Annotated in this window: 21 protein-coding genes; 10 read left to right on the forward strand and 11 right to left on the reverse strand. The window is 63.0% G+C overall.

From position 1 onward, the window contains the following. The 8 genes from HHL21_RS05550 to HHL21_RS05580 all read right to left on the reverse strand — a co-directional run bounded on the left by HHL21_RS05550 (position 1) and on the right by HHL21_RS05580 (position 7146). Positions 1-354, reverse strand: a complete 354-nt coding sequence (locus tag HHL21_RS05550) for a GNAT family N-acetyltransferase (protein ID WP_370659674.1) — start codon at positions 352-354, stop codon at positions 1-3. After that, entirely contained in the window at positions 272-490 is a 219-nt protein-coding gene (locus HHL21_RS22100) for a hypothetical protein (RefSeq protein ID WP_370659675.1), read from the reverse strand. The genes HHL21_RS05550 and HHL21_RS22100 overlap by 83 nt, the downstream gene beginning before the upstream one ends. Next, on the reverse strand, positions 487-1614 hold the full coding sequence (locus HHL21_RS05555) for an acyl-CoA dehydrogenase family protein (protein ID WP_169464246.1): 1128 nt from the start codon (positions 1612-1614) through the stop codon (positions 487-489). The genes HHL21_RS22100 and HHL21_RS05555 overlap by 4 nt, the downstream gene beginning before the upstream one ends. A gap of 21 nt (positions 1615-1635) precedes the next feature. Continuing rightward, a complete protein-coding gene (locus HHL21_RS05560) occupies positions 1636-2304 on the reverse strand; it encodes an SDR family oxidoreductase (RefSeq protein ID WP_169464247.1) in 669 nt (222 codons plus the stop codon). A gap of 99 nt (positions 2305-2403) precedes the next feature. Further along, complete coding sequence (locus HHL21_RS05565; RefSeq protein WP_169464248.1) at positions 2404-3603, reverse strand: acetyl-CoA C-acyltransferase; 1200 nt, start codon at positions 3601-3603, stop codon at positions 2404-2406. Then, complete coding sequence (aceK, locus tag HHL21_RS05570) at positions 3596-5419, reverse strand: bifunctional isocitrate dehydrogenase kinase/phosphatase (RefSeq protein ID WP_169464249.1); 1824 nt, start codon at positions 5417-5419, stop codon at positions 3596-3598. Before aceK ends, HHL21_RS05565 begins: the two co-directional genes overlap by 8 nt. A gap of 58 nt (positions 5420-5477) precedes the next feature. After that, positions 5478-6662, reverse strand: a complete 1185-nt coding sequence (locus HHL21_RS05575; protein WP_169464250.1) for an isovaleryl-CoA dehydrogenase — start codon at positions 6660-6662, stop codon at positions 5478-5480. 91 nt (positions 6663-6753) lie between these two features. Beyond that, positions 6754-7146: a MerR family transcriptional regulator gene (locus HHL21_RS05580; RefSeq protein ID WP_169464251.1), complete on the reverse strand. Its 393-nt coding sequence runs from the start codon at positions 7144-7146 to the stop codon at positions 6754-6756. A gap of 128 nt (positions 7147-7274) precedes the next feature. On the opposite strand from HHL21_RS05580, the gene HHL21_RS05585 reads away from it, so the two are divergent. From HHL21_RS05585 to HHL21_RS05595, 3 genes are all read left to right on the forward strand, one after another. After that, positions 7275-8327, forward strand: a complete 1053-nt coding sequence (locus tag HHL21_RS05585; protein ID WP_169464252.1) for an MBL fold metallo-hydrolase — start codon at positions 7275-7277, stop codon at positions 8325-8327. 273 nt (positions 8328-8600) lie between these two features. Continuing rightward, positions 8601-9011, forward strand: coding sequence for a hypothetical protein (locus tag HHL21_RS05590; RefSeq protein ID WP_206085595.1), 411 nt, complete (start codon positions 8601-8603; stop codon positions 9009-9011). A 337-nt stretch (positions 9012-9348) separates the two neighbouring features. Then, positions 9349-9519: a hypothetical protein gene (locus tag HHL21_RS05595; RefSeq protein ID WP_169464253.1), complete on the forward strand. Its 171-nt coding sequence runs from the start codon at positions 9349-9351 to the stop codon at positions 9517-9519. Between the two features lie 37 nt (positions 9520-9556). Here HHL21_RS05595 and HHL21_RS05600 read toward each other — a convergent pair whose 3' ends face one another. From HHL21_RS05600 to HHL21_RS05610, 3 genes are all read right to left on the reverse strand, one after another. Next, positions 9557-10153, reverse strand: coding sequence for a UbiX family flavin prenyltransferase (locus HHL21_RS05600; protein WP_169464254.1), 597 nt, complete (start codon positions 10151-10153; stop codon positions 9557-9559). Then, positions 10146-10457: a Grx4 family monothiol glutaredoxin gene (gene grxD, locus HHL21_RS05605; RefSeq protein ID WP_169464255.1), complete on the reverse strand. Its 312-nt coding sequence runs from the start codon at positions 10455-10457 to the stop codon at positions 10146-10148. The genes HHL21_RS05600 and grxD overlap by 8 nt, the downstream gene beginning before the upstream one ends. Positions 10458-10534: 77 nt before the next feature. Continuing rightward, positions 10535-12877, reverse strand: a complete 2343-nt coding sequence (locus HHL21_RS05610) for a Tex family protein (protein WP_169464256.1) — start codon at positions 12875-12877, stop codon at positions 10535-10537. Between the two features lie 266 nt (positions 12878-13143). Between HHL21_RS05610 and HHL21_RS05615 the strand changes: the two genes are divergently transcribed. From HHL21_RS05615 to HHL21_RS05645, 7 genes are all read left to right on the forward strand, one after another. Continuing rightward, the gene (locus HHL21_RS05615; RefSeq protein ID WP_169464257.1) at positions 13144-16251 is read left to right on the forward strand and encodes a DEAD/DEAH box helicase; all 3108 of its coding nucleotides are present in this window, start codon (positions 13144-13146) and stop codon (positions 16249-16251) included. A 108-nt stretch (positions 16252-16359) separates the two neighbouring features. Further along, positions 16360-17544, forward strand: a complete 1185-nt coding sequence (locus HHL21_RS05620) for a YbfB/YjiJ family MFS transporter (protein WP_169464258.1) — start codon at positions 16360-16362, stop codon at positions 17542-17544. A 100-nt stretch (positions 17545-17644) separates the two neighbouring features. Further along, the gene (locus HHL21_RS05625; RefSeq protein ID WP_169464259.1) at positions 17645-18766 is read left to right on the forward strand and encodes a PAS domain-containing sensor histidine kinase; all 1122 of its coding nucleotides are present in this window, start codon (positions 17645-17647) and stop codon (positions 18764-18766) included. Positions 18767-18835: 69 nt separating this feature from the next. After that, positions 18836-19519 (forward strand): response regulator transcription factor, encoded by a 684-nt coding sequence (locus HHL21_RS05630; RefSeq protein WP_169464260.1) that lies wholly within the window; start codon positions 18836-18838, stop codon positions 19517-19519. Positions 19520-19624: 105 nt separating this feature from the next. Then, positions 19625-20323 carry a transposase gene (locus HHL21_RS05635; protein WP_169464261.1) on the forward strand — a complete coding sequence of 233 codons (699 nt, stop codon included), beginning with the start codon at positions 19625-19627 and terminating at the stop codon, positions 20321-20323. A 160-nt stretch (positions 20324-20483) separates the two neighbouring features. Beyond that, positions 20484-21578, forward strand: a complete 1095-nt coding sequence (locus tag HHL21_RS05640; protein WP_229496064.1) for a sensor histidine kinase — start codon at positions 20484-20486, stop codon at positions 21576-21578. A 247-nt stretch (positions 21579-21825) separates the two neighbouring features. Then, positions 21826-26541: a glutamate synthase-related protein gene (locus HHL21_RS05645; RefSeq protein WP_169464263.1), complete on the forward strand. Its 4716-nt coding sequence runs from the start codon at positions 21826-21828 to the stop codon at positions 26539-26541. Positions 26542-26551 lie beyond the last annotated feature (10 nt).

Consider the following 26551-nt stretch of genomic DNA (forward strand, 5'->3'; position numbering starts at 1 on the left):
TTACGGCCTGCGCGTCATGAAGGTGTAGGCGTGCTGCTCGCCGTCGATGCGGAACATGTCAGGCATTTCGCCGACTGTCGCAAAGCCGGTGCGAGCGTAAAGGTCACGCGCCGCGCGGTTGTTCGATAAGACTTCGAGGTCGATCCAGTCGATGCCGGTCTCGTCGCGAGCCCATGCCATCGAAGCGTCGATCAGGCGCACGCCCAAGCCCTTCCTGCGCTGGTCGCGGTGAACGCCCATGCCGAGCAGCGCGCGGTGCGCCGCAGCGCGTTCAGGCCGTGCGCGCAGGTCGATATGGCCGGCGATCGCCGACCGGCGTCCCGAGTCCAGTGATAAAGCCTGCCTCTTTTTCAGGCGGCAGGCGCGACTCGCTGCGCGCCATCGGCTGGAACAGCGGCGTGCCACCCTTGCCGTTGTCGGCAAGGTGGTCGTTCAGGTAGGCGAACAGCGCGGCGAGGTCGGTGTGGACCGCGGCACGGATCGAGATCACAGTGCGCGCGCGATCAGGATTTTCTGGATATCGCTGGTGCCTTCGTAGATCTGGCACACGCGCACGTCGCGGTAGATGCGTTCGACCGGGAAGTCGCTGACGTAGCCGTAGCCGCCAAGCACCTGCATGGCGTCGGACACCACGCGTTCGGCCATCTCGGATGCGAACAGCTTGGCCATCGCCGCCTCTTTCAGGCACGGCAGGCCGGCATCCTTCATCGAGGCCGCATGCAGGATCAGCTGGCGCGCGGCTTCGATCTTGGTGGCCATGTCGGACAGCTTGAACTGCACCGCCTGGTGTTCGAAGATCGGCTTGCCGAAGCTTTCGCGGTCCCTGGCATACGCCAGCGCAGCGTCGAATGCGGCGCGCGCCATGCCGACCGATTGCGAGGCGATGCCGATGCGGCCGCCCTCGAGGCCCGACAACGCGATCTTGTAGCCCTGGCCCTCTTCGCCGATCAGGTTTTCCAGCGGGATGCGGCAGTTCTCGAACAGGATCTGCGCGGTGTCCGACGAATGCTGGCCCATCTTGTGTTCGAGGCCGGCCACGATGTAGCCCGGGGTATTGGTCGGCACCCAGAATGCGCTGATGCCGCGCTTGCCGGCCGCCTTGTCGGTGACGGCCATGACGATCGCCACGTCGCCGTTCTTGCCGCTGGTGATGAACTGCTTGGTGCCGTTGATGACGTAGTGGTCGCCATCGCGCGTGGCGGTGGTGCGCAGCGCCGATGCGTCGCTGCCGGTGTGCGGCTCGGTCAGCGCGAAGGCGCCCAGCATCTCGCCCTGTGCCAAGGGACGCAGCCACTTTTCCTTCTGCGCGTCGTTCGCATACATCATCGCGATGCTGCAGACCGGGCAGTTGTTGACCGAGATGATGGTCGAGGTGCCGCCGTCGCCGGCCGCGATTTCCTCCAGCACCAGCGCCAGCGACACATAGTCGAGGCCAGCGCCGCCGAGGTGTTCCGGTACCGCCACGCCGAAGGCGCCGAGTGCGGCCAGTTCCTTCAGTTCGTCTTTCGGGAAGTAGGCTTCCTTGTCCCAGCGGGCGGCGTTGGGCGCCAGGCGCTCTTGCGAGAAGGCGCGCAGCGCGTCGCGGATCATCTGGTGTTCTTCGTTCAGTATCATGGTCGCAGGAGGTTGGGTGGCTTACCAGGGAAGCGGCGTGCCATCGTAGTTCAGGAATCTGCCGTTGTCGGCAGCGGTAAGGCCGGCAAGCGTGGTGCGCATGCAGGTGACGCTTTGTTCGACGGACAGGTCGGCTTCGTCGCCGCCCATGTCGGTCTTGACCCAGCCCGGGTGGAAGGCCACGCAGGTGGCGCCTTGCGGGCCGAAGTTCAGCGCGGTATCGGCAAGCACCGAGTTGAGCGCCGCTTTGCTGGCGCGGTACAGGGTGCCGATGGAGCTGTGGCGCAGGCCCATGGAGCCCATGCGCGACGAGATCACCGCCAGTTTGCCGTGTGTCGATGCGACCAGCGGGCCGATGATCGGCAGCAGGCGCATCGCGGCCAGCACGTTGGTGCGCATGACGGCGTCGAAATCGGCTTCGGTTGGGAAGCCGTCGTGGCGCGGGCCGTACAGGCCGGCGCCCAGGAAAGCCACGTCGATGCGATCGTCGTCGAGCTTCCAGCCGATGGCGGCGATCGCATCGGCATTGGTGACGTCGAGCTGGTGCGGCTCGGCGCCCATCGCGGCGAGCGATGCGCAGTCTTCAGGCTTGCGGGCGGTGGCGATGACGCGCCAGCCGTCGGCCAGGTATTGGCGGGCCAGTTCGCGGCCGATGCCGCGCGAGGCGCCGATGATCAGTGCGGTGGGCATGGTTTGCGTTTCAGGTTCGATCGGCGATGGTGGTAAGGAAGCGGGTTATGGGTTCCCGCGCAGGCGGGAACCCATGCTGCGCTTGCGTTGAGCGACGGTTTACGCCATCTCGATCGCCATCGCGGTCGCTTCGCCGCCGCCGATGCACAGCGTGGCCACGCCGCGCTTGCCGCCGGTTTTCTTCAGCGCGCCAAGCAGCGTCACGATGATGCGTGCGCCCGATGCGCCGATCGGGTGGCCCAGTGCGCAGGCGCCGCCGTGGATGTTGACTTTGCTGTGCGGGATGTCGAGGTCATGCATCGCGGCCATCGGCACCGCTGCAAACGCTTCGTTGATCTCGAACAGGTCGACATCCTTGGTGGTCCAGCCGGTCTTCTTCATCAGCTTCTGCATCGCGCCGATCGGAGCGGTGGTGAACAGGTTCGGTTCCTGCGCGTGGCTCGCATGGCCGACGATTTTGGCGATCACGGTCAGGCCCAGCTCGCGTGCCTTCGATTCGCGCATCATCACCAGTGCGGCCGCGCCGTCGTTGATCGACGACGACGATGCGGCGGTGATGGTGCCGTCCTTCTTGAAAGCGGCGCGCAGCGTCGGGATCTTGTCCAGCTTGGCCTTGAGCGGGCCTTCATCCTTTTCGATGACGGTGTCGCCGGTGCGGCCGGTCACGGTAACCGGTGCGACTTCCCACTTGAAGTGGCCTTCGTTGGTGGCGTTCTGCGCGCGCCTGACCGATTCGATCGCGAACGCGTCCTGCGCCTCGCGCGTGAACGAGTAGGTGGTCACGCATTCTTCCGCGAAGGTGCCCATCGAGCGGCCTTCGCCGGTCTTCTCGTTGCGCGAGTAAGCGTCTTCGAGGCCGTCGTACATCATGTGGTCGAACATCATGCCGTGGCCGATGCGGTAGCCGCCGCGTGCTTTCGGGATCAGGTAAGGCGCGTTGGTCATCGACTCCATGCCGCCCGCGATGACGACGTCGGCGCTGCCGGCCATCAGCGTGTCGTGCGCGAAGATCGCCGACTGCATCGCCGAACCGCACATCTTCGACAGGGTCACGGCGCCGGTCGACATTGGCAGGCCGCCCTTGATTGCAGCCTGGCGCGCCGGCGCCTGGCCCTGGCCCGCCATCAGGCAGTTACCGAAGTAGACGTGTTCGACCAGCTTCGGATCGACGCCCGCACGCGCGACGGCCGCGGCGATCGCAACGGCGCCCAGGTCGCTGGCGGTCTTGGAGGAGAAATCGCCCTGGAAGGCGCCCATCGGAGTGCGCGCGGCGCCGACGATTACGACTGGATCATTCATTGTTAAGGTTCTCCAAAAGAGGTGGGGTATAGGCCGGCGCGGATGCCGGTGCCTGGTTACGGAAACGGATGTGCTGCGGATACGGGAACACGTCGTCGATGAAGCCGTCCATGATGCGCTGCTTGCACGACTGCCAGAAATCTTTGGTCAACAACTCGGCATGATGCTTCATGAAATATTTCTTGATCTTGGCATTGCCCAGCAAAAAGGCGCCAAACTGCTCGGGGAACACGTCGTGCTTGCCGATCGAATACCACGGCTCGGCCGACATCTCGTCCTCCTCGTTGCGCGGCTGCGGGATGTCGCGGAAATTGCAGTCGGTGATGTACTCGATCTCGTCGTAGTCGTAGAACACCACGCGTCCTTGACGTGTCACGCCGAAGTTCTTGTATAGCATATCGCCGGGAAAGATGTTGGCCGCGACCAGCTCGCGGATGGCGTTGCCATATTCGATGATGCCGTGCTCGATCAACGCATCGTTGCCGGCCGCTTCCGCGCTCACGAGGAAAAGGTTCAGCGGCACCATGCGGCGCTCGATGTACAGGTGGCGGATGACGATGCGGTCGCCTTCGAACTCGACCAGCGATGGCGCGTGGTGCAGCAGCTCGGCGATCAGCTCTTCCGAGAAGCGTTCGACCGGGAAAGCGACGTTCGAATACTCGAGCGTATCGGCCATGCGTCCCACGCGGTCGTGGTGCTTCACCAGCAGGTATTTTTCCTTGACCTGCGCGCGCGTGGTGTCCTTTGGCGCCGGGAAGAAATCCTTGATCACCTTGAACACGTACGGGAACGAGGGCAGCGCGAACACCAGCATCACCAGGCCGCGGATGCCGGGCGCGCTGTCGAAACGGTCGGCGCTGTGCTTCAGGTGCTGCAGGTAATCGCGGTAGAACAGCGTCTTGCCCTGCTTCTGCAAGCCGAGGATGGTGTAGATCTCGCTGCGCGGCTTGCGCGGCAACAGCGAGCGCAGGAACTGCACATAGGCCGACGGCACCTCCATGTCGACCATGAAATAGGCGCGCGTGAACGAGAACAGGATCGTGATCTGGGCGTGGTCGAGCAGGACCGCGTCCATCACCAGCTGGCAATTGCCGTTGTGCAGGATCGGCACGACGAAAGGAAATTCCTGGGTGCCGTTGATGACCTTGCCGACGACGTACGCCCCTTTGTTCCGGAAGAACAGGTTCGACAGCACCTGGATCTGGTAGTTCGGCTCGAACGCATCGTCGCCGAGCTTCTGCAGCAGGCAGGTTTCGAGCTGGGCGATGTCGCGGTCGAGGTTGGCGAACTTGCAGTTGAGCTGGAAGTTGGTGACGATGCGCTTGAGCGCGAACATCAGGCCATCGGTGGCCGGGTAGTACACGCGGTAGGCCGGCAGCAGCTCGTCGTTTTCGATGTACTCGGTCGAGATGACCGGGCGCACGAAGATGAAATCGTTGTGGAAATATGTCCGGTGCAAGATGTTGCAGCAAACCGAATTGAAGAAGGTCTCCGCCAGCTCCGGCTGCTTATGGCCGGACAGCAGGCCGATGTAATGCAGTTTGGTTTCGCGCCAGACGCTGTCGGTCAGTTCACTGTCGTCGTACTCGTCCTCGAGCACCTGGACGCACTCCAGCACGCGCTTGTCATAGAAGTCGATGCGTTCGCGCGCGGCCTGCTGGGCGACGGACCAGTTGGCGGTTTCAAAATGGCGGCGCGCGACCTGGCTAGCCTGGCGAAACAAGCGATAGTGCTTATCGAAGCCATCGAGGATCGTGCGCGCGATATCGAACGCGATCTGCGAAGACAGCAGCTTAGGAAACGCAGCTTGTTTCATCGTATAGGACCTAAACTCCACCAAAAGTTCTAGACCCGGTCTGTCCCCGCTTCTGGAATTACTTGGTTTCGGCGAACAGTTCGCGGCCGATCAGCATGCGGCGGATTTCGCTGGTGCCGGCGCCAATCTCGTACAGCTTGGCGTCGCGCCACAGGCGGCCGACCGGGTATTCGTTGATGTAGCCGTTGCCGCCCAAGGTCTGGATCGCTTCGCCGGCCATCCAGGTCGCTTTCTCGGCGCTGTACAAAATCGCGCCGGCGGCGTCCTTGCGCAGGTTGCGGACCTGTTCCGGCGACGTGGCGCGGTCGCAGGCCTGGCCGACCGCGTAGACGTAGGCCTTGCAGGCCATCATGGTCGAGTACATGTCGGCAAGTTTGCCTTGCATGAGCTGGAACTCGCCGATCGGCTGGCCGAATTGCTTGCGGTCATGCACATAGGGAAGCACCGCGTCCATGCACGCAGCCATGATGCCGAGCGGGCCGCCCGACAGCACGGTGCGCTCGAAGTCGAGGCCGGACATCAGCACATTGACGCCCTTGCCCAAGCCGCCCAGCACGTTTTCAGCCGGTACTTCGCAGTCTTCGAACACCAGTTCGCCGGTGTGCGAGCCGCGCATGCCGAGCTTGTCGAGCTTTTGCGCGATCGAGAAGCCTTTGAAGCCTTTTTCGATCAGGAAGGCGGTCATGCCGCGCGGGCCCGCTTCGAGGTCGTTCTTGGCGTAGACAACCAGCGTGTCGGCGTCCGGGCCGTTGGTGATCCACATCTTGGTGCCGTTGAGCACCCAGCGGTCGCCCTTGAATTCGGCTTTCAGCTTCATGCTGACGACGTCGGAGCCGGCGTTCGGTTCGGACATCGCCAGCGCGCCGACGTGCTCGCCCGAGATCAGCTTCGGCAGGTATTTCTGCTTCTGCTCTTCGGTGCCGTTGCGCTTGATCTGGTTGACGCACAGGTTCGAGTGGGCGCCGTACGACAGGCCGACCGACGCCGAGGCGCGCGAGATTTCTTCCATCGCGACGATGTGGGCCAGGTAGCCCATGCCGGCGCCGCCGTATTCTTCGCCAACGGTGACGCCGAGCACGCCCAGGTCGCCCATCTTGCGCCACAGGTCCATCGGGAACTGGTCGCTGCGGTCGATCTCGGCAGCGCGCGGCGCGATTTCGGCAGCTGCAAATTGTTGGACTGCTTCGCGCAGCGCGGCGATGTCTTCGCCGTGGTCAAAGGTCAAGCCTGGAAGATGCAGCATGTCGTCCTCATGGAAAGTGCGGAATTGGAATCGTCAATCATACGCATGTTTGACGTTTACGTAAACGTAAGGTGGCCCGGGCCAGGCCGGCTCAGGCCGTTTCGGTGCTGTGCGCCAGCATGCGGCGGCACTCGTCTTCGTGGGCGGCCACTTCGGCCAGCGCCATCTCGATGTCGGCGCGTTGCTGCTCGAGCGTTTCGCGCTGGTGGGCGAGCACGGCGAGGAAACGGTTGGTCTGGGCGACGGTGTCCTTGGGCGATTCGTACATGTCGACGATGCTCTTGATTTCGGACAGGGTCAGCCCGAGCCGTTTGCCGCGCAGGGTCAGCTTGAGGCGGGTGCGGTCGCGCGCCGTGTAGACGCGGTTGCGTCCGCCCGCGCCCTCCCGTGACGGGCTCAGCAACCCATGGTCTTCGTAAAAACGGATGGCGCGCGCGGTGATGTCGAATTCACGCGCCAGCTCGGCGATCGTATATGTGACCATGATCAGGTTTCTGTCTGCTATTGGTAAAATGCGCTCACACGAATCGCGTACAGCGCTGTGGTTTCCGTTTACGTCAACGTAAAGTGTATTGTAGCGCGCCACTGGCCGTACGGCCATGAAAGAGCTTGATGAATCATTCCGAATCGCAGCTGGACTATCCACTTGGCGACATGCTGCCCCCGCCGGGCGCCCTGGCTGAACTGGCACCCGGCCTGTGCTGGCTGCGCATGCCGCTGCCGTTTGCGCTCGACCATATCAACCTGTGGCTGCTGCGCGATGAGTTCCAGGGCCGCAGCGGCTGGGCCACGGTCGATTGCGGCGTGGCCAACGACACGACCCGCGCGGCCTGGGACCAGGTGCTGGCGCAGGGCGCCGGCTCCGAACCCCTGCTGCGCGTTTTCGCCACCCATTGCCATCCGGATCACATGGGCTTGTCGGACTGGCTGTGCGCCCGTTTCGGCGCGCCGCTGTGGATGACGACGGGCGAATATGGCTTCGCGCGCATGATGGCCGCGGCCCTGCCGGGTGTCGACGGGCCTGCCGCGCTGCCGCATTTCCAGCGTCACGGCTTGCTCGACCCGGAGCTGATCGAACGCATGGGCGAGCGCCGCAATTATTACCCGTCGCTGGTACCTGCGGTACCGCAGGCCTACACGCGGATGCAGGATGGCGACCTGATCCAGGTCGGCCCGCAACAATGGCGCGTGATCACCGGCTTCGGCCATTCGCCGGAACATGCAGCCCTGTACTGCGAATCCCTGAACGTGCTGATCTCGGGCGACATGGTGTTGCCGCGCATTTCCACCAACGTGTCGGTGTTCGCCGTCGAGCCGGAGGGAAATCCGCTGGCCCAGTACCTGGCGTCGCTCGACAAATTCGCCAGCTTGCCTGCCGATACGCTGGTGCTGCCTTCCCATGGCCGGCCGTTCCGCGGCTTGCATACGCGTATCGCGCAGTTGCGCGCGCATCATGCCGCCCGCCTCGCCGAAGTGCTTGAGGCCTGCCAGCAACCGCAGTCGGCGGCGGAGATCGTTCCAGTCATGTTCCGCAGGAAGCTCGACACCCACCAGTTGACCTTCGCGCTGGGCGAGGCGCTGGCCCACCTGCATTTCCTCTGGTACGACGGCGCCTTGCACCGCACAATCGGGGCCGATGGCGTGATCCGCTTCCGTCTGAGCTAGGCCAATGACACGCTTCCCGTGTGCCGCCGCTGTCGATATACTAAGCTGGAAGGGTAGGCGAAAAGCTGGCTAAGCGCGGGAACGAATGCCGGAGCCAATGCCGGACCATTGACCTTGTGGCAAAGAATGTAACATTGTTGTCGAAAGTTCCATTACTCGCGATCGCGGGAGAACCGTCTGGAAACATTGTTACGGATAATTTCCAGTTTCGTCACATATGGTCTCATCTTCCCAGAGACTGACTTTCATGGCTTAGCATGAAATAGTGCCATAATGAATTCATCTAACGAACGGGAAAGCTTTAGCGAGCGCCTTCAAACGGCCCTGAAGAACGCCCATTACTCTCCCGATAGTCCTACCCGGCTGGCCCGCGAATTTAACATTCGCTTTGACGGACGCCCGATTACAGTACATGCCGCTCGGAAATGGCTGGTAGGCGAGGCGATTCCTACCCAGGAAAAGTTACGCATGATTGCCCACTGGCTCGGCGTTCCTGCCGAGTGGCTGCGCTTCGGCGGCACCGACGGCGACGCCGGCAGCCATGGCGAACCAGCCAGCGGCACGGCCCGGTTTGAGTCGGCGGACGTTAAATTGATCGCCGATTTGCAAAGATTGGACGAACATCATCGACAGATTGCGCGAGAATTTATCCGCATGCTGGTCCGGATGAATAACCAGAAGTAGCCTTTTTCATATTGTTGCAGCCAGGCCGGCGTCCCCGCGCCGGTACTTTTGCCGTTCATTTTGTTGCCCCGCGTGCCTGTTTCCCGGGCCTGACCCGACCTTCGAACCCCTTTCGAACCGCTCCGATACCACGTCCTCCCGGATGTGGGATTAGCATTTGTCATGCCGAAACAGGCGCCGTCATGCACAATGTCCGGGTCGCCCCCTGCACGTAAATACCTTCGAGCAATTTTTTGCACGTAGAAAGTGCACAAAACGGTGATAGTGGCTCATAATCAAACAGCACCGCGCCGTATTTTCACCTTGTTCTGCAACGAAGCCGAGGATTAGCCGTCTTATGAAAAGCAACTACGCCAATACCGCGCAACTGAAGGACCTGATGACCGCTCCGCCGATGACCGCCGAGCAGCATGCCGAAGTCATGCGCAAGCGGATCCAGCACCGTCGTATGGTTGAAGAAGCGAAAGATTTGAAAAAAGCGGAGGCCTGGCAGTACGACAAACGCTGAGGCTGTACCAATCAGCGCGGGAGCGCGCCTGCCGGGCTTATTCGGCGTCGGTGGACGCCTTCATCCCGCCCCAGCGTGGCGCCAGGCCATGTTCAAGGCCAAACAAGTCGATGACCCGTCCCACGGTGTGGTCGACCATCTCCTCGATGCTCGCCGGCTTGTGATAGAAGCTCGGCAGCGGCGGGAACACAATCCCGCCCATTTCCGTTACCGCCGTCATATTGCGCAAGTGCGCAAGGTTGAACGGCGTTTCCCGCACCATCAGCACCAGCCGGCGGCGCTCCTTGAGCACCACGTCGGCGGCGCGCGCCACCAGGTTGTCCGACAAGCCGTGGGCCACGGCGGCCAGCGTTTTCATCGAACAAGGGGCGACGATCATGCCGTCGGACTGGAACGAACCGCTGGCGATCGAGGCGCCGATATCGCGGTTCTTGTGCACCACGTGGGCCAGCGCCTCGACATCGCGCCGCTGCATGCCCATCTCCTGGTGCAAAGTGAGTGCCGCGGCGTCGGTGACCACCAGGTGGGTCTCGACGCCGGGCGTGGCGGCCAGCTGCTGAAGCAGGCGCACGCCATACACCGCGCCGGTGGCGCCGGTGATGGCGACGACCAGCCGCCGGGGCTTATCAGCCATCGATCAGGGCTTTGAGTTCGCCCGATTCGAACATCTCGTTCATGATGTCGGAACCGCCGATGAATTCGCCCTTGATGTAGAGCTGGGGAACGGTCGGCCAGTTCGAATATTCCTTGATGCCCTGGCGGACTTCAGGATCTTCCAGCACGTTGACGGTGGCGATGTTCTCGACGCCGCACGCCTTCAGGATCTGGATTGCACGGCCGGAAAAGCCGCATTGCGGGAACTGGGCGGTGCCCTTCATGAACAGCACCACCGGGGTGCTGGTCACGGTTTCTTTAATCCAGGTTTGTACGTCGCTCATGGCTGCCTCAGTGAAAAAAATGAATGGATGGCGTGCATTTTATAAGAAATTGACGAACGTGACCGCGAACCGGCGTCTTAGCCCTTCAACTTCGCAAACGCCGCCGCCATGCTGCCCGCGATCGGCGCCGGCTGCTTGTTCTGATGCTGCGACAAGCGCTTTCCGTCGGTGCGGTCGCCGCGCTGCTCCGGCTTCGAACCGGCCTGCGGCGCGCTGTCGGTCAAACGCATCGTCAACGCAATGCGCTTGCGCTTCGGATCGACCTCCAGCACCTTCACCTTGACCACCTGCCCCGCCTTGACGACCGTGTGCGGGTCCTTGACGAAGGTGTTCGACAACGCCGAAATATGCACCAGGCCGTCCTGGTGCACGCCGATGTCGACGAAGGCGCCAAACGCCGCCACGTTGGTCACCACGCCTTCCAGGATCATGTCCGGACGCAGGTCGCCGATCTCGTCCACGCCTTCCTTGAAGGTCGCGGTGGTGAATTCAGGACGCGGGTCGCGGCCGGGCTTTTCCAGTTCCTTGATGATGTCGGTGATGGTCGGCACGCCGAACTTCTCATCCGCATAACGCGACGGCGTCAGCGTCTTGAGCAGCGCAGCGTCGCCAATCACCGCCTTCATCTCTTTCTTGATGTCGGCCAGGATCTTCTCGACCACCGGGTACGATTCCGGGTGCACCGCCGAGGCGTCCAGCGGATTGTCGCCGTTCATCACGCGCAAGAAACCTGCCGCCTGTTCAAACGTCTTGTCGCCCAGGCGCGGCACCGACTTCAGCGACGCGCGCGAGGTGAACGCGCCCTTCATGTCGCGGTACGACACGATCGCCTGCGCGACGCTGCCGGACAATCCCGACACACGCGCCAGCAGCGGCGCCGACGCCGTGTTGACGTCCACGCCGACCGCGTTCACGCAATCTTCCACCACGGCGTCCAGCGAGCGCGCCAGCTGGGTTTGCGACACGTCGTGCTGGTACTGGCCGACGCCAATCGACTTCGGATCGATCTTCACCAGTTCGGCCAGCGGGTCCTGCAGGCGGCGCGCAATCGACACCGCACCGCGCAGCGACACGTCCATGTCCGGCAATTCGCGCGAAGCGAACTCGGACGCCGAGTACACCGATGCGCCTGCTTCGGAGACAACGATTTTGGTCAGTGTCAGTTCCGGGCGCTGCTTGATCAGGTCCTGGGCCAGCTTGTCGGTCTCGCGCGACGCGGTGCCGTTGCCGATCGAAATCAGCGACACATTGTGCTTGGCAGCCAGGTTGCCCAACAGGTGCAGCGACCCATCCCAATCGTTTCTCGGCTGGTGCGGGTAGATGACGGCCGTGTCGACCACCTTGCCGGTGGCGTCGACCACCGCGACCTTGACGCCGGTGCGCAGGCCAGGGTCGAGGCCCATGGTCGCGTGTGGACCGGCCGGGGCCGCCAGCAGCAGCGCCTTCAGGTTGCGTGCGAACACGTTGATCGCGTCGAGCTCGGCCTTTTCGCGCAGGGCGCCCATCAGTTCGGTTTCGAGGTGCATGAAGCTCTTCACGCGCCAGGTCCAGCGCGCGGTGTCGGCCAGCCACTTGTCGGCCGGGCGGCCCAGGTTCTTGATGCCGGCGGCGGCGGCGATGCGGCCTTCGCACGGGTTGTGGGGCGCGTCCCACTTCGGCTTTTCGGCTTCGGTGTCGAGACGCAGCGTCACATCGAGCATGCCTTCGCGGCGGCCGCGCAGCAGCGCCAGCGCGCGGTGCGACGGCACGGTGGAAATGGTTTCCGAGTAATCGAAGTAATCGGCGAACTTCTCGCCTTCATCCTGCTTGCCTGCGACAACCTTCGATTCCACCACGCCGTGTTCCTGCACGTATTCGCGCAGCGACTGCAGCAGGGCCGCGTCTTCGGCGAAGCGTTCCATCAGGATCTGGCGCGCGCCATCGAGCGCCGCCTTGGTGTCCGGCACGCCAGGATTGTTGCCATCGTCGGTGGAAAATGCTTCGCGCAGGAACTTGCCCGCCTCGGTATCGGGCGTCAGGGCCGGGTCGGCCAGCAGCGCGTCGGCCAATGGCGCCAGGCCCGCCTCGATGGCGATCTGGGCCTTGGTGCGGCGCTTCTGCTTGTATGGCAGGTACAAATCTTCCAGACGGGTCTTGTCCTCGGCCATCGCGATCGCCTGCATCAGCGCCGGGGTCATCTTGTTCTGTTCGGTGATCGACGAAATAATCGCCGCGCGGCGGTCTTCCAGCTCGCGCAGGTAGCGCAGGCGTTCTTCGAGCAGGCGCAGCTGGATGTCGTCCAGCCCGCCGGTCGCTTCCTTTCGGTAACGTGCGATAAATGGGACAGTTGCGCCTTCGTCGAGCAGGGCGATGGCGGCGGCAACCTGCACCGGCTTGGCGGCAAGTTCGAGGGCGAGACGTTGTTCGATAGAAGGCAGCATTGGGACAGTCTTAGGTGAGTCAAGCCCGGAATGATTACGCAATCGCCGCGAATGCGCCAGTCTTGACAGGGTCGGGTGCGTGTGCACGGTTGTCAATCGAGCAACACGATCTTCCCGATTTGATTTAACATCGATTGATCTAAGGCAAGGAATTGCCTGCGTCAACGATTTATAGGTGTGAAAGAGAACAGACCACAATTGCTCCGATGTTAGATAATATCGGTTGTTGTCGTTTTTGATACGGCCTTTTCAGAACAATACAGACGATGGAATTCACGCGCGAAGAACACCGCGAAATATCGACGGCGGCCCCCCGCGCCGCCAGCCCGGCGCCCGGCCTTCCTGCGCCTGTGGCCAGCTGGCTGCAGCGGGTCGAGGCTGCCGCCCACCCGCAGCCGACGCTGACGGCGGAGCTCAAGGATCCGAAGGTCACCCAGTACCGCTTCGTGTACGTGCTCGCCCCGACCAGCGGCGGCCGCCATGTCGCCCTGTGCCTGTGCAAGGCGCGCCTGCGCCCGACCGGCGACGTGGCCGCGGCCAGCCCGGTCAGCGAAGTGTTCTCGCTGCTGTCGGCGCCACCGGCCTACCTGGAAGGCGACGACGAAGACCTGGTGCGCTTCTTTATCGCAATGCGCAGCGGCGCGGCCTCGGCCGGCGGCGGCGCGACCGAGCCCAAGGGCAAGGTTGGCGCGATCCTGCTTCAAATGTTGCTTGAACAAGACAAACTGCTGTGGGCAAATTCGTGGACCGACATGGCCAACGGCCTGATTTACCCGCTGAACGCCGGCGCGGTGCGTGAAGCCAACCTGGTGTGGCGCGACGAAGGCCGCACGGCCCGCCTCGGCTGGCAGGTCCAGCCTGCATCCGGCGCGACCCACACGGCCGCCGACCAGATCGACTACATGCTGCCGACCGACCCGCCGTGGTACATCGACAACCTGTCGTGCGGGCCGCTGGCGCTGAACCGCGGCGGCGTCGACATCTCGCTGGCCGAGTTGCAGGCGCTGGTTGCCCAGGCGCCCGCGTTGGCCGGCAACGACAAGAAACGCGTGTCCCAGCTGCTGCTGGCGCATGGCCTGCAACAGCTGATGCCGCTGCCGCAGCCGCTGACCCAGCGCCTGCGCGACGACGTCAAGCCGCGACCTGTCCTGTTGCTGGACAGCGTCTCGCTGGCGGATGGCACCACCACGCGCTGGCACGATTTCGCCGTGCTTTCCTATGATTACGATGGCGAGCGCGTCTCGTTCGACCCGGCCCAGCGCGTGGTGCGCCAGATTGGCGAGGTTACCGAAATCATCGCGCGCGACTCCGCCGCCGAAGCCGCCGTACTGGCCGAACTCACCGGACTTGGTTTCCACAAGCCAGCCACGCCGCCCCTGAACGGACTGGCCGGCGCGCTTCAGCTTGAAAGCCAGGCGCACTGGCTGCGCTTCGCCGCAGATGGCCTCGATACCCTTCCCGATCACGGCTGGCAAGTGGTCAGGTCACCGAAATACCGTTACGACGTGGTCGCAGTCGAAGACTGGTACGCCGACATCGACGAGCCTGCCGAAGCAGGCAACGCCTGGTTCGAACTTGAACTGGGCATCGTGGTCAACCAGGTGCGGGTGCCGCTGCTGCCGGTCCTGGTGCAACTGATCCGCAGCGCACCGAGCGATTTCGACGCCGAGGTGCTGGCCGCGCATGCCGACATCGACCAGATGCTGGCCACCTTGCCGGATGGCGTGCGCGTGGCGCTGCCGTGGGGCCGCCTGAAACCGATCCTCGGCACGCTGGGTGAGCTGTATTTCAACGACAAGATCAAGACCAGGGTTCGGCTGTCGACGCTGGATGCTGCGCGCCTCGAGGAACTGGCGCGCGGCACCGAGCTGCGCTGGACCGGCGGCGAGCAGCTGCGCGAAACCGGCCGCAAGCTGAGCCAGTTTGGTTCGGTGCAGAAAGTGCCGACCCCGGCCAGCCTGCAGGCAACCTTGCGCGACTACCAGGCCGACGGCCTGGCGTGGATGCAGTTCCTGCGCGAATACAACCTGGCCGGCATCCTGGCCGACGATATGGGCCTGGGCAAGACCGTGCAGACGCTGGCCCACATCCTGGTCGAGAAGGAATCGGGCCGCATGACCAAGCCGGCGCTGGTGATCGCGCCGACCAGCCTGATGACCAACTGGCAGGAAGAGTCCGCCCGCTTCGCGCCGAGCCTGCGCGTGCTGCTGCTGCAGGGCAAAGAGCGGATGGACCTGTTCGACAAGATCGAAGAGCACGACCTGGTGCTGACCACCTACGCGCTGTTGCCGCGCGACGAGGAAAAGCTGCGCGAGCACGAATACCACCTGGTCATCCTCGACGAATCGCATTACATCAAGAACACCCGCTCGAAGGCGGCGCAAAGCGCGGGCCTGCTCAATGCGCGCCACCGCCTGTGCCTGTCGGGAACGCCGCTGGAGAACCACCTGGGCGAGCTGTGGTCGCAGTTCCACTTCCTGCTGCCGGGCCTGCTGGGTGACGAAAAGACCTTCAACAGCCAGTTCCGCCACCCGATCGAGCGCCAGGACGATCCGCTCCGCCGCGCCCTGTTGAATCGCCGTATCCGCCCGTTCCTGCTGCGCCGGACCAAGGACAATGTCGCGAAGGAATTGCCTCCCAAGACCGAGATGGTGCGCAAGGTGGAGTTGGCGGGCGCCCAGCGCGACCTGTACGAAACCGTGCGCCTCGCGATGGACAAGAAGGTGCGCGATGAAATCGACAAGAAGGGCGTGGCGCGCAGCCAGATCGTCATCCTCGAAGCGTTGCTCAAGCTGCGCCAGGTCTGCTGCGACCCGCGGCTGGTCAAGGCGCTGCCTGCGCGCAAGAAGGACAGCGGATCTGCCAAGCTGATCGACCTGATGCAGATGGTCGACGACCTGCTCGAGGAAGGCCGCAAGATCCTGGTGTTCTCGCAGTTCACCAGCATGCTCGAACTGATCCAGATCGAACTGGACGCGCGCCGCATCCGGTACGCGCTGCTGACCGGCGAGACGCGCGACCGCGCCGCGCAGGTAGCGGCATTCCAGCAAGGCGCGGTGCCGATCTTCCTGATCAGCCTGAAAGCGGGCGGCGTCGGCCTGAACCTGACCGCGGCCGACACCGTGATCCACTACGACCCGTGGTGGAACCCGGCGGCCGAGAACCAGGCCACCGACCGCGCCTGGCGCATCGGGCAGGACAAGCCGGTGTTCGTGTACAAGCTGATCGCCAAGGGCACGCTGGAAGAAAAGATCCAGCTGCTGCAGCAGAAGAAGTCGGACCTCGCCAATTCGATCCTGGCCGAAGGCGAGTCGCACAAGCTGGCGCTGACGCAGGAAGACCTGCAAGCGATCTTCGCGCCGCTGGAAGAGTAAGGACCCAAGCACTCCCGGCAGGTTCATCGCCTGTCGGGAACCAACTTTTCCCCCACATGTTACTCTTCAAGCAAGGATGGCTTTCATCCATGTTTGGAGAGTCGGTCAATGCATGATCAGGGACAGCGTGTCAAAGTGCTCAGCGCGGGGATCTTCAGCCTTTTGCTGGCGCTCGGCGTCGCCCGCTTCGCGTACACGCCGCTGCTGCCCCTGATGCAGAGCCAGGCCGGACTCGGTATCGCCGAGGCGGGCTGGCTGGCGGCCATCAACTACGCCGGCTACCTGGGCGGCGCACTGACCGCTTCCCTGATCAGCGACCTGGTCCTGAAGGACCGCCTCTACCGGATCGGGATGGTGGTGGCGCTGGCCAGCACGGTCGTGATGGGCCTGAGCACCGATGTGGCCGTCTGGGCGGTGTCGCGCTTCTTCGCCGGCCTCAGCAGCGCGGCCAGCATGCTGCTCGGAACCGGGCTGATCCTCAACTGGCTGATGCGGCATGGCCATCGCAGCGAACTCGGCATCCACTTCGCGGGGATCGGCCTTGGCATCGCCGGCTGCGCCATGCTGGTCGAGTTCATGACGCCGTGGCTGGACTGGCGTGAGCAATGGTTCGCCTTTACCGCCGTCGGATTCTTCCTGCTGGTTCCCGCGCTGCGCTGGCTCCCCAGGCCGGACACCAGCGGCCTGCCGACCAACAGCCAGCAAATGGCCGACCATCCTCCGGGCAAGTTGTACCTGCGGATTTTTACGGCCGCCTATTTCTGCGCGGGTGTCGGTTTCGTCATCAGCACCACCTTCATCGTGGCCATCGTCAACAAGTTGCCGAACCTGGCTGGACAGGGAAACCTCGCTTTCCTTGCCATCGGTATTGGCGCGGCGCCGGCCTGCATCGCCTGGGATTTCGTCGCGCGCCGTATCGGCGACGTGAACGCGCTGATCCTGGCCGCCGGCCTGCAGGTGATCGGGATCCTGCTGCCGGTCCTGGCCGGCGGCCTGGCGATGACCCTCGTCGGCGCGCTGCTTTTCGGCGCCACCTTTGTCGGCATGGTCAGCCTGGTCATGACAATGGCGGGCCGCTACTATCCGACCCGTCCCGCCAAGATGATGGGGAAGATGACGTTGTCCTACGGCACCGCGCAAATCGCCGCCCCGCTCGTCACCGCCGCGCTTGCCACGAATTTTGGCAGCTATGAAGTCGGGCTCTACCTGGCGGCGGGTGTCATGGTGATTGGGACATTATTGCTGCTGGCGTTGAAGCTGGTCGAACCGGAAGCGGCTCCCGGCCGCGCGTGACGACGTTGCGCCAATGCATCATGCATACGTCCAAGTTATATATACAGACTGACAATGCAAGGCTTATACTTGCCCGGTTCTTTTCAACGGGAAGCTTGTAATGCCCAGCAGTTTCACCCTGGCCGATTGCTTCCGCACCATTGCCGAGCTGCGTGGCGATATCGTGTGGATTGTCGACTGCAGTACCGGCGTACTGGAATATATCAGCCCATCCGCCGCTAGCTTGCTTGGCTATCCTCCTTCCCGTTTCCGAGCGCAGCTGGCCAATGGCGGTGACGGTCCGCTGGCGCGGCTATGCGAAGGACTGGACGAACGGCTGCGCCGTTTCGCTTCCGGCGACAGCACCCGGCTGAGCATCACCCGCGAATTCGACATCCCCCACGCCACGCGCCCGCGTCCGGTGCCGGTCGAAGTTGCCTCGACCTTGCTGGTGACCGCTGGCGGCGCGGCGCACTCCGTCGTCGGTACCATCCGCGACCTCAGCGCGCGGCGCGAGCTCGAGGCTGGCCAGCGCCGTTTCGCCAGCATGCTCAATCACGAGTTCCGCACGCCGCTGTCCACCATCGACGGCGCCATCCAGCGCCTTGAAGCGGCCGGCACTGATGCGGACGACGCCACGCGCCAGCGTTACCGCAAGATTGCCGGCGCAGTCGACCGGATGATCGCCATGCTGGACGAATACCTGTCACCCGACCGCCTGGACGCCACCGGGCACAAGCGCAAGGAACACCAGGCCGAGCCGCTGCGCCTGCTCGATGAGGCGGCCGGGATTGCGCGAGCCGCCGGGCGCACCGCAACTGTTGCCGCCGCCGGCTTGCCGGTTAAGATCCGCTGCGCGCCCGATGGTTTGCGGCTGGCCCTGAAAGTGTTAGTGGAAAACGCCATTCAGTATTCGCCGGAGGATGCCGTTATCGAGCTGTCCGGCGCACCTGCCGAGGGCGGCATTGCGTTGCTGGTGCGCGATAAAGGCGAGGGCGTGCCGGATGCCGACCTCGCGTGCGTATTCGGCAAATTTTATCGTGGCAGTAATGCCGGCACACGGCCCGGCTCCGGGTTAGGCCTGTACATGGCGCGCTCGGTGGTCGAAGTCCACGGCGGCAGCCTGTCGGTAAATAACCACGATGAATGTGGCGCCATCTTCAGGTTGTGGCTGCCGCACAAGGACTTCCCCGGGAAAAAGGTTGCACCGGGCGGGGGCAGCAGTGATAATTCACCCGATTAACCAAGGGTATGCGCTCGACTGTAAGTAACACTAGCCTGTTTTAATGAATCACCAACAATGGCGCGCCCTATGACGCAAATTCTTATCGTTGAAGACAACGGCGATTATGCCGCCGACATGGCCGAGTTCCTTGTGGGACTCGACCACCAGGTGGAAGTTGCCACCTCCGCGGCCGACATGTGGGCCGCGTTGACGCGCAATCCCCATGCAGTTGTCGTGCTCGACCTCGGCCTGCCTGACGAGGATGGCTTCAACGTCATCCCGCGCATGCGCCAGCTGTATCCTGAAATCGGCTTGCTGGTGCTGACCGGCCGCGTCGCCTTCGACAGCCGCATCATGGGCCTGCGCCTTGGCGCCGACCATTACCTGACCAAGCCGATCAAGTTTCCCGAGCTGGCCGCGCACATCGAGGCGCTCGACCGCCGCGTCCGTCCGCAGGAACCGGCGCCGGCCCTGAGCAAGTGGACCTTGAAAGTGACCGCCCGCCAACTCGAACTGATGGGCGAGGTCATCGACCTGACGGAAAAAGAGTGGAACTTCCTGCACTTGCTGACCATGAACACGCGCCCGGTGCCGCGCCAGGTGATCGTGGCCCGCATGGGCGGCGATGATCCTGAGGCAAGCCGCCGGGTCGACATGCTGGTTTACCGCCTGCGCAAGAAGGCCCGCCTCGGCCTCGGGCAAGACCTGCCGCTGCGCAGCGCCTATGGCGAAGGCTACAGCCTGTCTGCCGGATTCAACCTGTCTTCGTGAAAAGGGACAGAGTCAAACGCGCATCGGCCTCTGCATTTTTTAAATAGGGACAGAGTGACGGGAATCCGCTAGAATACGCAGATCCCGATCATTTTCGCCCTGTTTATGGCCCGCCTGCCCCGCCTTGTCCTTCCCAATCATCCTCACCACATCATCCAGGAAGGCAACGATCGCCAGCTGATCTTCCGCGAGGATGAGGATTACCAGCGTTTTTTGGGCTGGCTGAAGGAAAGCGCGCGCGAATTCAAGGTGTCCGTCCACGCCTATGCGCTGATGCCGAACCACCTGCACCTGCTGGCGTCACCGACGACAGAAGACGGGCTGGCGCGCATGATGCAAAGGGTTGGGCGCTACTACGTGCCTTGGTTCAACCAGAAATACGAACGTCTGGGCGGCCTGTTCCGCGGGCGCTTCAAGACCTCGCTGATCGATTCCGAGCGCTATTTCATGGTGTGCAGCCGTTATATCGAGTTCAATCCGGTCCGAAACGGCGTCGCCAGCGATCCTGCCGACTATCAATGGTCCAGCTACGCCCACCATGCCGGCGTGCGCCAGGATTCGCTGATCATCGACCACGCCCTCTATTGGGGGCTGGGCAATACTCCGTTCCAGCGCGAAGCCGCCTACATCGAGTTGGCCCGGCAGCCTCTGTCGTCCGAAGAACTCGACAGCATTAACCAGGCCGTTTTGAAAGGCTGGCCGCTGGGATCGGATGCCTTCAAGACCCAGTTGCAGCAGAAAGCCAAACGCCAGGTGCTTCCGGCCAAGCGCGGCCGGCCGTTCAAGGCGAAGCCGGTCGCTTAGACCTTTGTTGCTGTCCGTCTCTCAATTAGCAGCGTGTGCCAGGCGCGCGGGGGTATGGTGGTAAGCTGCCTGAATCCATGCGCGGTTTGCCGCGTGGGTCAATTAGGGATATATGCCACAGAACGACACAGTACGGCTATCTGATTTCATACTAAACAATATGGAGGTGATCCTCCAGGCGTGGGAAGAGTTCGCCCGGACAATCGAACCTCCCGCGCTGACGATGGACGACGTCGAGCTGCGCGACCACGCGCGCCAGATGCTCCAGGTTATCGCGGCGGACCTGCAAACGCCGCAGAGCGACCACCAGCAGGTGGAGAAATCCAAGGGCAACGGTCCGCGCACGTCCCGCGATACGGCCGCGGAAGTCCATGCCGAAGCGCGCCTGCAGTCGGGCTACACGGTCGAGCAACTGGTCTCCGAGTACCGGGCAGTGCGCTCCAGCGTACTGGGGCTTTGGGCGGCAAGCGCGAAGACGGGGATGATTTCCGATATGGGCGACGTCACCCGCTTCAATGAAGCCGTCGACCAGGCGCTGGCCGAGTCGGTCGCGCGCTACGCAAAAATGGTCAAGCGGTCGCAGAACATGTTCCTGGCGATACTGGGACACGACTTGCGCAATCCGCTCGGCACTGTCATTACCGGCGCCAGCGTCATTACGCGGGCGATCGACATTCCGTCGAAATACATCGTCGTGGCGACCCGCATCTTTAACAGCGGACAGCGCATGACCAAGCTGATCAATGACCTGATCGACTTCACGCGGACCCATCTCGGCGCCGGCCTGCCGGTCCGGCCCAAGCACGCGGATATCGGCCAGCTCTGCACCAATGTTGTTGATGAGTTACGCACCTTCCATCCGGAACGGGTGATTCGTTTGTCCGGCCCGCATACCCTGTACACGCGGTTCGACAGCGACCGTATCGCACAAGTGCTGTCTAACGTCATCGGCAATGCGATTCAGTATGGCGCCGCCGACGGTCCGGTGGTGGTGACGCTGGCTGACGAGGACGACGGGATCGTCATTACGGTGAACAATCCGGGGCCGCTGATCGACGCGAGGAAACTGGTGTCCATCTTCGAACCGTTGGTGCGCCTCGCGCGCGAGGACGCGGAGGAGTATCCCGCTCACGGCAGCCTTGGCATTGGCTTGTTTATCGCGCGCGAGATCATCCACGCGCATCACGGCAGTATTGAGGTCGAATCCGCCGAGGGCGCCGGGACGACCTTTACCGTCAAGTTGCCGCACCCCTAGTCCGAACCAAATCGTTCCAAAAGATGCCCGCAAGGGCATTTTTTTCGCTCCGACATTGACGAAATCCTGCGTGCAGGGCATCGATGCCGCACTTTCAGTAAAACCGGCATGACTATGTCCCTATTTGCTTTTATGGGAGACGCAAATAAAATTAATGCGACTCCGACCCTAATTGTTCTCATTGAAGTTTCTTGTGCATTGCACTAATCTTGTCCCTCGACTTCAAAAAAAGCTGCGGAGAACGCTCATGATTGCCCAAGGTTTGTACGACCCGTCCAACGAACACGATGCTTGCGGCGTCGGATTCATTGCCCACATCAAAGGCAACAAGAGCCACTCGATCATCGAGCAAGGCTTGATGATCCTGAAAAACCTCGACCACCGGGGCGCGGTCGGCGCCGATGCACTGATGGGCGACGGTGCGGGCATCCTGATCCAGATTCCCGACCAGTACTTCCGTGATGAGATGGCGAAACAGGGCGTGACCCTGCCGCCGCCGGGCGAATATGGCGTCGGCATGGTGTTCCTGCCGAAGGAGAACGCGTCGCGCATCGCCTGCGAACAGGAAATCGAACGCGCCGTGCGCATCGAAGGCCAGGTCGTGCTCGGATGGCGCAATGTGCCGCTGGACGAAACCATGCCGATGTCGCCCACCGTGCGCGACAAGGAACCGGTCATCCGCCAGATCTTCATCGGCCGCGGCCCGGACATCATGGTGACCGACGCGCTCGAGCGCAAACTGTATGTGATTCGCAAGTCGTCCGGCCACGCGATCCAGGCGCTCAAGCTGATCCACGGTAAGGAATTCTTCGTGCCGTCGATGTCGGCGCGCACCATCGTGTACAAGGGCCTGCTGCTGGCCGACCAGGTCGGCGTCTATTACAAAGACCTGCAGGATCCGCGCTGCATCTCGGCGCTGGCGCTGGTGCACCAGCGTTTCTCGACCAATACCTTCCCGGAATGGCCGCTGGCCCACCCGTACCGCCTGATCGCCCACAACGGCGAGATCAACACGGTCAAGGGCAACTTCAACTGGATGCGCGCGCGCGAAGGCGTGATGAAATCCGCCGTGCTGGGTGACGACCTGCGGAAGCTGTTCCCGCTGATTTATGAAGGCCAGTCCGACACCGCCTGCTTCGACAACGCGCTCGAACTGCTGATCATGTCGGGCTACCCGATCGCCCAGGCCATGATGATGATGATTCCCGAAGCATGGGAAAACCACACCATGATGGACGACAACCGCAAGGCGTTCTACGAGTACTACGCGTCGATGATGGAGCCGTGGGACGGCCCCGCCGCGATGGCGTTCACCGACGGCCGCCACATCGGCGGCACGCTTGACCGCAACGGCCTGCGCCCGGCGCGCTACATCGTCACCGATGACGACCTGGTGGTGATGGCCTCCGAATCGGGTGTTTTGCCGATCCCGGAATCGAAAATCATCCAGAAATGGCGCCTGCAGCCGGGCAAGATGTTCCTGATCGACCTCGAAGCGGGCCGCATCATCGACGACAAGGAACTCAAGGACACCTACGCCAACGCCAAGCCGTACAAGGCGTGGATCAATTCCGTACGCATCAAGCTGGGCGAAATCAAGCTGGCCGAAAGCGAACTGCTGCGCAACCGCGGCAAGGACATGGCCGCCCAGGGTGAAAAGGAAATGGCCTCCGTGCTGGATCGCCAGCAAGCGTTCGGCTACACCCAGGAAGACCTGAAGTTCCTGATGGCGCCGATGGCGCTGCTGGGCGAGGAAGCAACCGGCTCGATGGGCAACGATTCGCCGCTGGCCGTGACTTCCAACAAGCTCAAGCCGCTGTACAACTACTTCAAGCAGCTGTTCGCCCAGGTGACCAACCCGCCGATCGACCCGATCCGCGAAAGCATGGTGATGTCGCTGGTGTCCTTCATCGGACCGAAGCCGAACCTGCTCGACACCAACAACGTCAACCCGCCGATGCGCCTCGAAGTGTCCCAGCCTGTACTCGGCTTCAACGACATGATCCGCCTGCGCAATATCAGCCAGCACACCGGCGGCAAGTTCAAGTCGTACGAACTGAACATCTGCTACCCGGTATCGTGGGGCAAGGAAGGTATTGAAGCATCGCTGGCCTCGCTGTGCGCGGAAGCGGTCGATGCAGTCAAGTCCGGTCACAACATCCTCATCGTCTCGGACCGCAACGTGTCCGAGGTGCAGGTGGCCATTCCCGCCCTGCTCGCCACCTCGACCATCCACCAGCACCTGGTGATGCGCGGCCTGCGCGCGTCCACCGGCCTGGTCGTCGAGACCGGCTCGGCGCGCGAAACCCACCACTTCGCGCTGCTGGCTGGCTACGGCGCCGAAGCCGTCCACCCTTACCTCGCGATGGAAACCCTGGTCGAACTGGCGCAGGGCATGACCGGCGAAATGTCGGGCGAGACCGCGATCTACAACTACACCAAGGCAGTCGGCAAGGGCCTGTTGAAGGTGATGTCCAAGATGGGCATCTCGACCTACATGTCGTATTGCGGCGCGCAGATTTTCGAAGCGGTCGGTCTCAACAAGTCGCTGGTCGACAGGTATTTCAAGGGCACCTCGTCGAATGTCGAAGGCATCGGCCTGTTCGACGTGGCCGACGAAGCGCTGCGCCTGCACGCGCTGGCCTTCGGCGACGATCCGCTGCTGGCCGAATCGCTCGACACCGGCGGCGAATACGCCTTCCGCGTGCGTGGCGAAGACCACATGTGGACGCCGGACGCGATCGCCAAGCTGCAGCACTCGACCCGCAGCAACAACTTCTCGACTTATAAGGAGTACGCGCAGCTGATCAACGACCAGAGCCGCCGCCACCTGACCTTGCGCGGTTTGTTCGAGTTCAAGCTCGACCCGACCAAGGCAATTCCGCTGGAAGAAGTCGAGCCTGCCAAGGACATCGTCAAGCGCTTCGCTACCGGCGCGATGTCGCTTGGCTCGATCAGCACCGAGGCGCACGCCACGCTGGCCATCGCGATGAACCGGATCGGCGGCAAGTCGAACACCGGCGAAGGCGGCGAAGATCCGGCGCGCTACACGCAGGAGCTGAAAGGCATTCCGATCAAGCAGGGCGAAACGATGGCGTCGGTACTGGGGGCCAACCGCGTGATGGTCGACATCCCACTGCAGGAAGGCGATTCGCTGCGTTCGCGCATCAAGCAGGTGGCGTCGGGACGCTTTGGCGTCACCGCCGAATACCTGAACTCGGCCGACCAGATCCAGATCAAGATGGCCCAGGGCGCCAAGCCTGGCGAAGGCGGCCAGCTGCCTGGCCACAAGGTGTCGGAGTACATCGCCAGCCTGCGCTTCTCCGTGCCTGGTGTCGGACTGATTTCTCCGCCGCCGCACCACGACATTTATTCGATTGAAGACCTGGCCCAGCTGATCCACGACCTGAAGAATGCCAATCCGGCCGCCTCGATCTCGGTCAAGCTGGTGTCGGAAGTCGGCATCGGCACCGTCGCCGCGGGTGTCACCAAGGCCAAGGCCGATCACGTCGTGGTCGCCGGCCATGACGGCGGCACCGGCGCGTCGCCGCTGTCGTCGGTCAAGCATGCCGGCACGCCGTGGGAACTCGGCCTGGCCGAAACCCAGCAGACGCTGGTGCTGAACGGCTTGCGCAGCCGCATCCGCGTGCAGGCCGACGGCCAGATGAAGACCGGCCGCGACGTCGTGATTGCCGCCATGCTCGGCGCCGACGAGATCGGTTTTGCGACCGCGCCGCTGGTGGTCGAAGGCTGCATCATGATGCGCAAGTGCCACCTGAACACCTGCCCGGTCGGCGTTGCGACGCAGGACCCGGTGCTGCGCGCCAAGTTCTCGGGCAAGCCTGAGCACGTCGTGAACTACTTCTTCTTCGTTGCCGAAGAAGCGCGCCAGCTGATGGCGCAGCTGGGCATCCGCACCTTCCAGGAACTGATCGGCCGCGCCGACCTGCTCGACAAGTCGAAGGCCGTCACCCACTGGAAAGCGCGTGGCCTCGACTTCACCAAGATCTTCTACCAGCCGAAGACCGACATCGGCCTGGCGCTGTACCACAACGAGTTCCAGGACCACGGACTGGTCAAGGCGCTGGATAACAAGCTGATCACGCAGGCTAAAGCCGCGCTGGAAAAGGGCGAGCGCGTCTCGTTCATCTCGCCGGTACGCAACGTCAACCGCACGGTCGGCACCATGCTGTCGGGCGAAGTGGCCAAGCGCTACGGCCATGCAGGCCTGCCGGATGACACGATCCACATTCAGTTGCAGGGCACGGCGGGCCAGTCGGCCGCGGCGTTCCTGGCAGCCGGCATCACGATCGACCTGGTTGGCGAAGGCAACGACTACGTCGGCAAGGGCCTGTCGGGCGGCCGCATCATCGTGCGTCCGAACACCGAGTTCCGCGGCTGGGCGGTGGACAACATCATCGTCGGCAACACCGTGCTGTACGGCGCGATTTCGGGTGAAGCCTTCTTCAACGGCGTGGCGGGCGAGCGTTTCGCAGTGCGTAACTCCGGCGCCACCGCGGTGGTCGAAGGCTGCGGCGACCACGGCTGCGAATACATGACCGGCGGCACCGTCGTCGTCCTTGGCGGCACCGGGCGCAACTTCGCGGCGGGCATGTCGGGCGGCGTGGCGTTTGTCTACGACCCGCTTGGCGACTTCGAGAAGAAGTGCAACACGGCGATGGTCAACCTCGAGCCTGTGCTCAGCAGTAAGGATCAGTCGGACATGTCCGGCTGGCACAGCCAGACCCGCGACGGCGAACGCGAATCGGATGAAGCCATCCTGAAGCGCCTGATCGAGCGCCACTTCAAGCACACCGGCAGCACCCGCGCGCGCAACCTGCTCGACGACTGGGCCAGCTGCCGCGGCAAGTTCGTCAAGGTCTTCCCGACCGAGTACAAGCGCGCGCTGGAAGAAATGCACAACAGCAGCATGGAAGAAGCCGCCGAGCAGATCGCCGCCTAAGACGAACATT

This window comes from Massilia polaris, from assembly GCF_012927275.1.
In the GTDB taxonomy this organism is placed as follows: Bacteria; Pseudomonadota; Gammaproteobacteria; order Burkholderiales; family Burkholderiaceae_D; genus Telluria_A; species Telluria_A polaris.